General features: G+C 39.2%; 10 protein-coding genes. 5 read left to right on the forward strand and 5 right to left on the reverse strand.

Annotated elements, in window-relative coordinates; translation table 11 throughout:
• Positions 1–5 precede the first annotated feature (5 nt).
• Positions 6–920 carry a site-specific tyrosine recombinase XerD gene (gene xerD, locus JEY82_RS09455; RefSeq protein ID WP_304085167.1) on the reverse strand — a complete coding sequence of 305 codons (915 nt, stop codon included), beginning with the start codon at positions 918–920 and terminating at the stop codon, positions 6–8.
• A gap of 116 nt (positions 921–1,036) precedes the next feature.
• On the opposite strand from xerD, the gene JEY82_RS09460 reads away from it, so the two are divergent.
• The 5 genes from JEY82_RS09460 (at position 1,037) to JEY82_RS09480 (ending at position 6,438) form a co-directional block, all read left to right on the forward strand.
• Positions 1,037–2,203: an LL-diaminopimelate aminotransferase gene (locus JEY82_RS09460; RefSeq protein WP_092161454.1), complete on the forward strand. Its 1,167-nt coding sequence runs from the start codon at positions 1,037–1,039 to the stop codon at positions 2,201–2,203.
• The gene (gene folK / locus JEY82_RS09465) at positions 2,200–2,697 is read left to right on the forward strand and encodes a 2-amino-4-hydroxy-6-hydroxymethyldihydropteridine diphosphokinase (RefSeq protein WP_304085239.1); all 498 of its coding nucleotides are present in this window, start codon (positions 2,200–2,202) and stop codon (positions 2,695–2,697) included. Before JEY82_RS09460 ends, folK begins: the two co-directional genes overlap by 4 nt.
• An 86-nt stretch (positions 2,698–2,783) precedes the next feature.
• Positions 2,784–3,050 (forward strand): transcriptional regulator, encoded by a 267-nt coding sequence (locus tag JEY82_RS09470; protein WP_092161458.1) that lies wholly within the window; start codon positions 2,784–2,786, stop codon positions 3,048–3,050.
• A 102-nt stretch (positions 3,051–3,152) separates the two neighbouring features.
• Positions 3,153–3,731, forward strand: coding sequence for a transaldolase family protein (locus JEY82_RS09475; protein ID WP_304085168.1), 579 nt, complete (start codon positions 3,153–3,155; stop codon positions 3,729–3,731).
• A 616-nt stretch (positions 3,732–4,347) separates the two neighbouring features.
• Entirely contained in the window at positions 4,348–6,438 is a 2,091-nt protein-coding gene (locus tag JEY82_RS09480; protein WP_304085169.1) for a tetratricopeptide repeat protein, read from the forward strand.
• A 139-nt stretch (positions 6,439–6,577) separates the two neighbouring features.
• Here the strand turns inward: JEY82_RS09480 and JEY82_RS09485 are convergent, their stop codons facing one another.
• The 4 genes from JEY82_RS09485 to glyS form a co-directional block, all read right to left on the reverse strand.
• A complete protein-coding gene (locus tag JEY82_RS09485) occupies positions 6,578–8,032 on the reverse strand; it encodes a TrkH family potassium uptake protein (RefSeq protein WP_304085170.1) in 1,455 nt (484 codons plus the stop codon).
• Positions 8,032–9,396: a Trk system potassium transporter TrkA gene (gene trkA, locus JEY82_RS09490; protein ID WP_304085171.1), complete on the reverse strand. Its 1,365-nt coding sequence runs from the start codon at positions 9,394–9,396 to the stop codon at positions 8,032–8,034. The genes JEY82_RS09485 and trkA overlap by 1 nt, the downstream gene beginning before the upstream one ends.
• 216 nt (positions 9,397–9,612) lie before the next feature.
• A complete protein-coding gene (rpsT, locus tag JEY82_RS09495; protein ID WP_304085172.1) occupies positions 9,613–9,876 on the reverse strand; it encodes a 30S ribosomal protein S20 in 264 nt (87 codons plus the stop codon).
• A gap of 180 nt (positions 9,877–10,056) precedes the next feature.
• A complete protein-coding gene (gene glyS / locus JEY82_RS09500; RefSeq protein ID WP_304085173.1) occupies positions 10,057–12,150 on the reverse strand; it encodes a glycine--tRNA ligase subunit beta in 2,094 nt (697 codons plus the stop codon).
• Between the last annotated feature and the right edge of the window lie 8 nt (positions 12,151–12,158).

Raw genomic sequence — 12,158 nt, forward strand, 5'->3', positions numbered from 1 at the left:
GAATCTCACATTATTGAACGTGGGTGAAAACGTTTATGGAGCTGGACCAGTCTTCCGGCTTGAATATGGGTATAAATTTCAGTAGCACTTATGTCAGCATGTCCTAAAAGTAATTGAACTGTGCGCAAATCCGCGCCTCCATCTAAAAGATGGGTAGCGAAAGAATGCCTGAATGTATGCGGTGATATTGATCTTTTTATACCGGCTTCAAGCGTGTATTTTTTTATTAATTTCCAGACGCCTTGTCGTGTCAGGCCGTTTCCTGATCGATTTAAAAAAATGTTTTTAACATTAGGATTAAAAGCAGGGCGCCAGTCTTTAATGTATAGGTTTAAGAAATTTTGAGCTGTATAATGAATAGGCACAAGCCTTTCTTTTGAACCTTTGCCGAAGATGATTAATAAACCTGTTTGAGGATCAAAATCTTCGATCTTTAAGTTAATTAATTCAGAAACCCGCATCCCTGCAGCATATAAAAGTTCAAGCATCACTTTATCTCTGAAACCAAGTTTTGTGTTCAGGGCAGGACGGGCAAGAACAAGGCTGATTTCATCAGTTGAAAGAAATTCTGGAAGTTTTTTGGGAAGTTTCGGATTTTCAAGCAAAACTGCCGGATTTTCTTTTAAAAAATCACGAGAGGTACAAAAGGCAAAAAAACCTCGTAGTGATGAAAGATGTCTTGCGAGTGATCTGCTTTTAAGAGATTTTGACCGCAAATATGTAAGGTACAGTAACAAAGTTTGACTTGTTGTCTCTTCGATTGTTGAGGATCTATTTTCCAGAAACGATTGAAATGATTCCAGATCTCTTAGATATCCATCCAGACTGTTTTCTGCAAGACCTCTTTCTATTAAAAGATGCTCCAGATAACGGTCAACCCATTGGTGTTTACAGGAAATGTTGTTTTTGTTTTCAGTCATACAAAATAATCACTACACGTATGCAACCGTCTGCTCAAGTTGATTGACAGAGCAAACAAGCCCAATTAAACAGTTTCAGTAATAATCTTACTAAAACTTGAAGGAGTATATTAATAATGCCAGAATTTAAACTTGCCGACAGGATTGCATCTCTTCCGCCTTATCTTTTTGCAGAAATTGACAGATTGAAATCTGAAGTAGCAGCACAAGGGGTGGACATAATCAGCCTCGGCATCGGAGATCCTGACCTTCCGACTCCCCAGTTTATTATAGATGCTCTCTATGAAGCAGCAAAACGTCCCGAAAACCATCAGTATCCTTCATATGTAGGTATGCTGACTTTCCGTGAAGCTGTTGCAAAATGGTACAAACAAAGATTCAATGTAGATCTTGATCCTAAAAAAGAAGTTGTCAGCCTTATTGGTTCAAAAGAGGGAATAGCACATTTTCCTCTGGCATTTGTGAATCCCGGTGATCTCGTTCTTGTAGCATCTCCTAATTATCCTGTTTATCCTGTTGCCAGCAGTTTTGCCGGCGGCGAAGTCAAAATGATTCCGCTTCTTGATGAAAATGATTTTTTGCCCGATCTTGATGCTGTTGATGCGGCAACTTGGGACAAAACAAAAGTTTTCTTTATAAATTATCCTAATAATCCGACTGCTGCGACCGCAACACCTGAATTTTTTGCAAAAGTTGTTGAAATCGCACATAAACATAATGTAATCATTGTTCAGGACGCAGCGTATACTGAAGTTTATTACGATGAAAATAAAAAACCGATATCCATTTTGGAAACTCCCGGCGCGAAAGAAGTTGCTATTGAGTTCCATTCTCTGTCAAAGACATACAATATGACCGGATGGCGCTGCGGAATGGCCGTTGGTAATGCGACCTTGGTTGCTGGACTCGGCAAAGTTAAAGAAAATGTAGATTCAGGTATTTTCCAGGCTGTTCAGGAAGCTGGCATCGTAGCTCTTCAGCATGGTGAACCTTATGTAAAAGAATTTCGTGCAATTTACAAAGAACGCCGCGATGTAGTTGTCGAAGCTCTTAGAAAAATTAATATTTCTTGTAGAGTTCCTGATGCATCCATCTTTGTATGGGCTAGAACTCCTGAAGGTTACACTTCATCTGAGTTTGTATCTAAATTGCTTAAGGAAACAGGCGTCGTTGTTACACCCGGAAATGGTTTTGGTGATTCTGGTGAAGGATATTTCCGTATATCCCTGACAGTAGACACCGAAAGACTCAAGGAGGCAGTATCACGGATTTCCCAACTATAAAGGTCTATGTCAGTCTTGGTTCCAACATCGGCGATACCGATGAGAACTTAAATGAGGCTGTTGCAAGACTGGAAAAATACGAAGGCATTGATCCTGAAGTTTGGTCGGAAATTTATATGACCGAACCACAGGGGCTTAAAGAGCAAGCGTGGTTTGCTAATCAAATTGTTCGATTTGCTGTTGATCCAGAACTTTGGGCGCCGCATGGGTTTCTTTCAACGCTTCAAGCTGTGGAAGGGCAGATGCAGAGAGTCAAAGATCAGGTCAACGGGCCTCGAATCATTGATCTGGATCTTATCCTGTTCGGCGATGAGGCTGTTGAAGGTGGAGACTATTTAACAGTTCCACATTCTCGTGCGAAGGAACGTGCATTCGTTCTTTACCCGCTTGCTGAACTTGATTCTGAACTGGTTTTTCCTGATGGCAGCAAGATTGCTGATGTTTTATCAAAAATTGATTACCGGATTGAAGGTAAGAAAATTTATCAGGATTAATAAGCAGGTTATGCCCGTTTCTTTCGGGCATAACTTTTAAATTTCCAGCCCGTAAGTATGCGGTTAAAATCAAGGCGGAATCCAATATGCTTAAGTTTGTTGTGATTGCTGTGGCTGCTTTTATTATGTGGAAATTATTCACTGGAGAAAAAAAGAATAAAGAAAAGCAAGATAGCAAGCAGCATGATAAAAAGGTCAAAGCCGGAGAAATGGTTAAAGACCCTATTTGCGGAACTTATGTTCAAAAAGACAGCGATATACGAGTCAAAAACGGTGAAAAAGTTGAATGTTTTTGCTCTTATGAATGCCGCGATAAGTATATTAAACGCATTGAAGCAAAAAATGATGATTAGCTTTATTTAGCAGTAATCCTAATTTTATCTTTTACACCCTTTCAGCTAACCAGTTGAAAGGGTGTTCGTGTTTTTTTTAAACTGACAAAAGGGGAGTTCCTAATGAAATTTTTTCTCGATTCTACTTCAATAGACGAAGTTAAGAAGGCAATTGATTATAAGTTGATTGATGGAGTTCACTTTGGTTCTGATTTTTCGACCATAAAAGATATGAATTTATATGAAGATGTGATGGAGATTTTAAAAATTGTTCATGGTCCAGTAGTGATAAAAACTTCAGAACTTAACTCGCAGTGCATTCTGGATGACGCCAAAAGGATAATCGGATTTGGTCCAAACGCGGTTGTGGAAATACCGACGACATTGGAAGGATTGAAATCTGCCGGTATTCTTTCTGAACGTGATATTTCAGTAAGTATGGTTTCGAGATTGATTCCTGTTCAAGCTGTAATGGCGGCAAGATTAGGAGTAGATTTTGTAAATTTGGATTTGCACGAGAGCGAACAGGAAGAGGGTGCAAGTGAATCGCTAGACAGCATCGTTTCAATATTTAAAAATTATGATTTCAAATCAAAAATTATCGCATCAGGTCTGACTGAGGTTAAGCAAGTTTCGGAAGCTCTTAGAATTGGAGTCGATGTCATTTCAGTCTCATATGAATTGCTGATAAAGCTTGTCTAAAAAATGGATATTGCAAGCAACGCATTAAGATTTAGCATTCAAGTTTAGATTCACTCATAGCAAGAGCGAAGAATGCGCATTGCTTACATGTTTAAAAAGTTTTTACGACCAGTTGCTTCATATGAGCTGCTAAATGCGCTTAGAACTTAAAATCTAATGGAAAGCAGAAAGTAGCTAGAACAAATATTATCTCGTTCCATATCAAATCCCATATTTAGGCTGAAAATTGGCATAATTAGTGTTTGTTTAATACAAGCTATTGTAATAATTATGTTTATATTAATGTCTCATAATGTAAATTATGTAAACTTTGGAAATAGTATTGTTTGGTTTAGCCCTAATATGCTGGGTTCATCAATCATTAATCGATAATCTTAGATGGTAAATAGTCTTAATAAACAATAGCTTATGACTTATCGATTGCTTTAAAACCTCTAAGTTGCTCATTGACGAGTACTTGAAAGGCGGTTTTGCAGTTCGTTTCCTTAGAAATGTATATATAAGGTTCAAAATTTCATTTAAATAGGTTCAAGCGTTTGCCTCTTTTAAAGCTTTTCATTAATTGTTTTTGTGACAGAATTTTCTGATTAATTAATTTTGAATAAATGAGGACTTCATGATTTCAAACTTTTGCAGACATAAATTTCGACCGCTACTGATTGCCCTCTTTTTATTTTTTTTAACTTCAACATCATCTTATGCAGTTGAAACGAAAAACGGTGAATCTTATGATTCATGGCTTGAAAAATATGGTGCATGGGACGTTCTTGAAGAAAACTATTCCGGTAGCGGAGATTCTCCGGAATTAATTATAAAAAGGGCTCAAACTGCCTATAATTTAGGTAGGTATTCTGCCTGCATGAATATTTTACAGGGAACACCTGCTTTTGATGATAAATCTCTCGAAACATCACGACTCTGGCTTGGTGGACAAACACAACGAGCTTTAGGTGATCCTGTTAAAAGTGTCATTTGGTTCAGTCAGGCTGCCCGCTTTATGAAGCAGGATTTTATGACTGATAAGTTTAAATCTGAACCAAATCTCAAAACTGTATGGTTTGATGTTTGGCGATCTCTCTATTGGTCGGTGCTAGTAACTTCTGGTTCCGCTCGTGAAGCTCAGAATATGATTCTAACCCAATCTTTTGAACAAGCTGAGAAGGTTTGGCCCACTACTTATTTCATAGTTAATACTAAACCTGTTTTTAAGAGCTCGCTTCAAAAAGGTTTCGATTTCAAACCGGCGTTGCGCAACTCAACTATTATTAATGATAAGGATCGTGAGCTGATTGCAATGTCTATCGCTGCATCAAGTTTGAGCGAATGGGACAAGTCCAACTCTATTCTTGAAGATATCAGTAATTCAACAGTCAAAACTTTTTGGAATTCGGTAAACAGCTATTTGGAAACCGGTAAAAATCCGGCTGGTGTTGATTCGTTTCAAGATGAAAATATTGTTAACGCGTGGTCCTTTTTCAAATCAGGTGTACTGGAACCCGCATATGAATCCCCTACTTTGTGGAAAATGGCCGCTCCGGCCTCCCCTGCTTGGAATGCTTTTCGTAATAAACTGATGTCTATGTCTCCTCGGGAAGCACTTGATACGATTGACCGCGAAACTGGATCGCTGCTTCTTTCAGAAGAATTGGTCAGTGCTTTGCAAAATTATAAATTGGCATTTGCTCTCTTGACCGGAGATATGGAATTAGCAAAAAAAGTTTGGGGGCAACTTGACCCTAATTCATTACCTATGAGTCTTCGTATTGCTGCGGGAATAGTTTTTAAACCTGACTTTTCTAAAATTTTAAGTACTGCAGATGCAGGTAAAAATTCAAATCTATTCATAATATCCGGGCTTTGTGATGCCGCAGGTGTTGAATATTTTAACGATATCAATTCTCTTTTTTGGCAATCTCTTTCAGGTAATCAGTTTAATGCACAGGTTAACAGCAGACCATTAGATCGATTGCTTTTATTTTCAGAATTGGCAAAGGAAAGCTCGAAGAAGATGGATGACAACATTGCACGTAGATGTGCTATGTTATTTCCTAACTCTGACTTAGGCGCTAGAAGTTTTATTTATCTGGCAGATAATGCTGCTCAAAATAGAGACTTCAAGCTTTCAGCTTTTTATTTGAAAAGGGTTGATCCAAATAAGTTTGGAGCTGACATGCAACTAAAATGGCTTATCGCTGCCGTTGAGTATGACCTCGCCGTTGGTAATGAAGCTAAAGCCCTTAAAGCATATAATGAAATTTTAGGATCGGGAGGCGCCCTTCCCCCTGAGAAAGAACTGAGATTAGCGCTTTTAATACAGCAAAAAGGTGATCTTAAAAAAGCTCAAGCTATACTTGAAAGAATATGGAGTGGGCAGGACAAGTTAGATAATGAACTTAAAGCGGAAATTTTGTTCTGGATTGCTGAGGGGGAACAGGCAATGGGAGACAAAGATAAAGCGTTGAAGAGTTATTTGGAATTAGCGTTTAAATTTCCAGAACAAAATATTTGGGCTGTGACCGCCATGTACAGAATTTCAATGATATATGAACATAGAGGTCAATTTGAAACAGCTAAAAAGTTTCTAAATACGGTTATAAAAAATGCTGACAGAAAGGCTCAAAAAGAGGCTGCAAAAGCAAGGCTCAATGCAATCGACACCAAGCTTGCCAAAACAGGAAACGGAAAAGAAGCTTCTTTTCCGTTTTAGCTGGTAACTTGATAAATCGTCTTAAAATTCATTACAGCTTATAGGACAAAAAAACGGCTATGAGGTTCACCTCATAGCCGTTTTTTTTACGAGTAAAGTTTGGATTTATTATCTTTAGAGTTATGCATTGGGGTGCAATTTATTTTCTCCAGAATTCAGGAACACAAAGTACAATTACTGTATAAATTTCAAGTCGTCCAAGCAGCATACAAAAAATTAATGCCCACTTACCAACCTCTGGAATATGAGAGAAGTTGTCAGCCGGGCCGACAGTTCCAATTCCAGGACCTATGTTTCCGATACAAGCGAGAGATGCTGCAAATGAGGAAACAACGTCTACTCCTGTCGCCGCAACAATAAGGCCGCAAAGCACGAATAAGCCGATCCAGAGTACTGCGAAACCGAGAATATCATTCATAGTTTCAGGCTTAATTACTTTTTTTCCGAGCTTTACTCTATTTACTGAGCGCGGGTGAATAATTCTGAAAATTTGCTGATAAGATTGTTTCAAAAGAAGCATAATACGAAGGTGCTTCATACCACCGCTGGTTGATCCGGCGCATCCGCCTAAAAACATGCACAAAAGTAGTAACCCTTGAGCCAGTGCCGGCCATAACTCATAATCCGCAGTTGCAAAACCTGTTGTGCTCATAATTGAAGCAACCTGAAATGATGTGTATCTGACAGTATCAGCAACGGTTTCATAATTGTGGGCAGAATAAACAACGATAGTAACTATAACCGTTATTAAGGCCGTAATGGATGCAAAAAATCTAAATTCAGGATCACGCCATAAAATTAAAGGCCGCCCTTTCAACATTTGGTAATGAAGACTAAAATTGATACCTGCGACAATCATAAAAAAGGTGATAACATAATCGATATAAGCACTGTTAAAATATGCAACTGAAGTGTTCTTGGTTGAGAATCCACCAGTGGCGAGTGTTCCGAATGTATGGCAAAGAGAATCGAAAAAATCCATTCCACCAAGCATTAAGAGTATGGCTTCTATGGCTGAGAATAAAAGATAAACTTTCCAAAGAACTATCGCGGTGTCTTTAATTCGGGGTTTCAGCTTATCCGGAACAGGACCGGGAACTTCTGCTTTATAAAGCTGCATTCCTCCGACCCCGAGAAAAGGTAGAATTGCAAGAGAAAGAACAATGATCCCCATACCGCCAAGCCAATGAGTAAGACTGCGCCAAAAAAGAATCCCTTTCGCAACACTTTCAATGTCAGTCATTACTGAAGAACCTGTCGTAGTAAAACCGGACAAGGATTCAAAAAAACAGTCAACATTACTTGAAAATACATCTCCGAAATAAAAAGGAAGACTTCCGAAAAAGCCGGCTGCAACCCATCCTAACGCAACAATAGCCATTCCTTCTCGATGACTTAAGCCTTGATTTTCATCCTTACTTCGAAAAACAAGAAACAACCCTAAACCGCAGAGACAGGAAATTAACATGGACTGAATCAAAGGCATTATTCCTGAATCTTGATAATACAATGAAAAAGCAAGTGGCATTATCATTGTAAGGCCGACGCACAAAATTAGTGCTCCGATAATATGCAGAACGACCTTCCAGCGCATTAATAATACTCCAGTTTGGTGGTAAGTGCTTTCTCTATTTCAGGTATATTTTTACGAGTTGAAATAATTAAAAGTCTGTCATTGGGCTCAATTACAGTGAAACCTGAAGGAATTATTACTTCCTCTCCGCGTTGGAAGCAGAGAATGAGTGTTCCTTTAGGAAGATTTAAATCTTTGATCGGTTTACCGACAATTCCAGATTTTTCTTGAGCAATTGCTTCAAGAGCTTCAGCTTCTTCACCTTTTATCGAAACGGCAGAAATAACTTTTCCTTGTCTGACAAAATGTAGAATTGAATTAATTGCGGAGAGTCTGGGACAAACAAGATGGTCAATCCCAATAGGTTGAATCAAAGGAATATACGCGAAATTGTTAATGCGGGTAATGGTCTTACGGGCGCCTAAGTTTTTAGCAAGCAGGCAGGATAAGATATTCATTTCTTCATCGCCTGTAACCGCTATAACCATATCCAGTTCACCGACATTTTCTTCTTTAAGTAATTCCTGATCAGTTCCATCTCCATGTAAAACAATAACACGGTCAAGTTTTTCAGAAAGTTCATCACAACGATCAGAATCTTTGTCTAGAAGGCGTGTATGATATTTTTTGTTATCGAGAGCTTGAGCTAAAAGGAAGCCGACATTTCCGCCACCGACAATAAGAACTTTTCTAATGGGATCTGAAAGAATTCCAGCTTGTCTAAGTAGAGATTCCTGCTGGTTACGCATGGATGTAAAATAGACAATATCCCCTTCTTGAATGGTATCGAGACCACCAGGGATGATGAGTCTGTCTTCGCGAACCAAAGCGGCAATGACGACATTAATGCCGATAAGATGCTCTTTGATATTCATAAGAGTTACCCCTACAAGGGGGCTCTCTTTTGGAAGCTTAACTCCGATAAGGCGAACTTTTCCACCAACAAAGTCATTAATTTCCACAGCTCCGGGGACACTCATGACTCTTAGTATGGATTCAACAACTTCTTCATCAGGATTGATCAAAGTGTCAATTCGCAGATCACCTTCAGTGAACATTTCGGAGTACTTAGTATAGTCTTCATTCCGGATGCGCGCGAGTTTGATAATTTTGGGTGCAATACGGTTCGCCAGAAAAGTTGAAATTAAATTTATTTCATCTTTATCTGTAACAGCTAAAAAGATATCAGCGTCAAGAACTCCGGCCCGTTTCAAAATTTCCGGACTTGAACCGGAGCCAAGTATGGTTTGAACATCTAATGTATCAGAAACCCTACTTAATGCTTTGGAGTTTGTGTCTATGACAACAACTTCCTTACTTTCACCGGAAAGACGTCTCGCGACGTTAAACCCAACTTCTCCGGCACCAACGATTATAACCCTCAAAAGCAACTCCTCATGTAAAATCAAATCACAACTAAACGCGAAATTGAAAACACAGTTGAAATCAGCAATTACTCTTTGCTTTGATAGCGCAAAGACAGTGATATTGCCATCGACTTTTTGTATAAAAAGTTAATAGAAAATAGTTAAACACAAAAAGCCCGCCGCATTATGCGACGGGCTGAATAAATCTTTACAAAAATAATAATATTGTAAGAGTTACGCCATCTTATTTACAGCAGCGTGAAGACGAGAAATCCTACGGGACGCTGCGCGTGCGTGGATAACTTTCTTTGTGGCTGCTGCATCAAGAACGGAAGTAGCTTTACGAAGAGCTGTTGCTGCAAGTTCAGTGTCGTTTGAATCAACGGCTGTACGTACTTCTTTAACAACGTTTTTGATACGAGTACGTACCATGTTGTTGCGTGAATTACGAACGAGGCTCTGACGATGTCTTTTGAGTGCGGACTTATGATTAGCCAAGGTATTTCTCCTGTATCTTAAATTTGTATTTCTTTCTCCGGACAGCCGGAGTTACGTTCGAACAAAATGGGTCTTTAACTAAAATCAGTTATACTTGTCAAGTGTTTAAAATGATTTTTTGATTTAAAAAACATTTAAAAAAACTGTCTAACATAACAAAATCATTCAGATGAATCTGATTTAAACCTGAAGAGCACCAAAATCAGCCAACCTGCTAAGTCTGTCTACCAGAGCTTGAAGCAAGTTCAGGCGATTAATTTTTAATGATTCATCATCGCTGATGACCATTACGTTATCAAAAAAGTCATCCACAAATGGTCTTAATTCTCCAAGAATTCCAAAGAGATTTGTGAAATCATCATTTCCCCAAAGTTCTTCGAAACGATCAGCTGTATCATCCAGCTTTGTAGCAAGAGCTTTTTCCTGAGGTTCAATCAGTTTTTCAACTTCATATCCTCCAGTCAAAATGATTCCTGCTTCACTACCCTGTTTTCTGATAATATTTGATGCTCGCTTAAAAGTAAGCACCGACTGCTCGAATCCTTCTTCTTTTGCGAATTCAGATAAAGCTTCAACTCTAGCTTTTAGAGCATTAACATCTCTGAATCCGGCACCTAAAGCAGCATCAACGACTCTTGTTTCATATCCTTGGCCTGTAAAATAGGCGCGGAGTCTGCTGGAAATAAAATCTCCAAGTTTTTCAAGAATCTCTGCTTTATCAAGTTTCCATTTAATATCCTTAGAATATCCGTCATAAGCCATGTCGAAAATTTCGAGGATGTCGACACTTAATCTGAATTCAAGGATCATCCGTATAATACCAAGGGCAGCGCGCCTGAGAGCGTAGGCATCGTTGGCACCGGTAGGTATTTTATTTAATCCGAAGCAACCGACGAGAGTATCGGCTTTATCGGTCATGGATATTATAGCTCCACCAATTGTGGAAGGTACAGGACTTTCTGGTCCTGCAGGGAGATATTGTTCGCTGATAGCTTTGCATACAACATCATCTTCGCCCTTTTTAGAGCCGTAGATTCCGCCCATCAAGCCTTGCAGTTTATCAAATTCATTAACCATTTCAGATACAAGGTCTGCTTTGGCAATTTTACCGGCGCGAGCCATTTCAGTCTGCAAATCAGGATCAATTTTGCCTGCGATTAATGCAGCCAGGCTTTCGAGTCTACGCGATTTATCGCCCATGGTTCCCAAAGGACCAAGGAATACTACGTGTTCAAGCTTTTCAAGCCAGACACCAAAATCTGTATCTAAATCTTTAGCCCAGAAGAAACGAGCATCTTCAAGTCTTGCTTTAAGAACTTTTTCCCATCCCTTACGAACCAGATCCATATCTTTAGGTTTCAGATTTAAAGTACATAGAAAATGAGGAAGCAGGTTTCCGTCAGAGTTCTCAATACCGAAACATTTCTGATGGCTTTCCATACTTGTCAGTAAAACTTCTTTAGGAAGTTCAAGGAAAGATTCTTCAAAATTTCCAATGATAGGCATGGGGAATTCAACAAGGTTACTGACTTCTTGAAGCAGACTGTCCTTCCAGACAACAGACCCGTTAAGCGCGGAAGCAAGTTTATCTCCTTCAGCGCGTACGAGTTCTCCTCGTTTTTCCGGAGAAATAACTACAGAACATTTCTGCTCAATAATATTGAAATAGTCAGAAGCAGAAGCAATATCCCATGGACCGGCACCCATGACACGATGTCCGTAGGTTTTCCGTCCTGAAGTAAGTCCTGCCAATTCGAAGTCTACAACTTGGTCGCCGCAAAGGCACAACAGCCAACGCAGCGGTCTACCAAATGTGAACTCGAGACTGCCCCACTTCATCTTTTTAGGAAATGAAAGCTTTTTAATTGCGGTGATACACATCTCAGGAAGAATAGAAATAGTTGCAGCGCCGCCGACTGTTTTTTTGGCTCCGAGATAGTCACCTTTATCAGTTTTGATAAGATAAATATCTTCGAGTTTGATTCCTTGAGATTTAACGAATCCGTCACAGGCTTTAGTTGGTTTTCCGTCAGCATCGTAAGCTATTCTAGCAGGAGGCCCTGATACTTCCTCTTCAACTTTTCTCTGATCGAGTGCGATGTCTGTGACAAAAACACTAAGTCTGCGAGGAGTGGCAAAAGCGGCTACTTCTGCAAAATCAATCATGTGTTCTTTAAGAAGATCACTGAAAATATTTTTAATATCCTCGCCCAGACGTGGAACAAAGCGGGCGGGCATTTCTTCAATACCTATTTCGAGAATAAAATCGGCCATATCTAATT

Source organism: Maridesulfovibrio ferrireducens, from assembly GCF_016342405.1.
GTDB lineage: Bacteria > Desulfobacterota > Desulfovibrionia > Desulfovibrionales > Desulfovibrionaceae > Maridesulfovibrio > Maridesulfovibrio ferrireducens_A.

Coding starts and splice junctions, on each gene's coding strand:
- xerD (WP_304085167.1), bottom strand. CDS start 920: ATGACTGAAAACAAAAACAACATTTCCTGTAAACACCAATGGGTTGAC.
- JEY82_RS09460 (WP_092161454.1), top strand. CDS start 1,037: ATGCCAGAATTTAAACTTGCCGACAGGATTGCATCTCTTCCGCCTTAT.
- JEY82_RS09470 (WP_092161458.1), top strand. CDS start 2,784: ATGCTTAAGTTTGTTGTGATTGCTGTGGCTGCTTTTATTATGTGGAAA.
- JEY82_RS09475 (WP_304085168.1), top strand. CDS start 3,153: ATGAAATTTTTTCTCGATTCTACTTCAATAGACGAAGTTAAGAAGGCA.
- JEY82_RS09480 (WP_304085169.1), top strand. CDS start 4,348: ATGATTTCAAACTTTTGCAGACATAAATTTCGACCGCTACTGATTGCC.
- JEY82_RS09485 (WP_304085170.1), bottom strand. CDS start 8,032: ATGCGCTGGAAGGTCGTTCTGCATATTATCGGAGCACTAATTTTGTGC.
- glyS (WP_304085173.1), bottom strand. CDS start 12,150: ATGGCCGATTTTATTCTCGAAATAGGTATTGAAGAAATGCCCGCCCGC.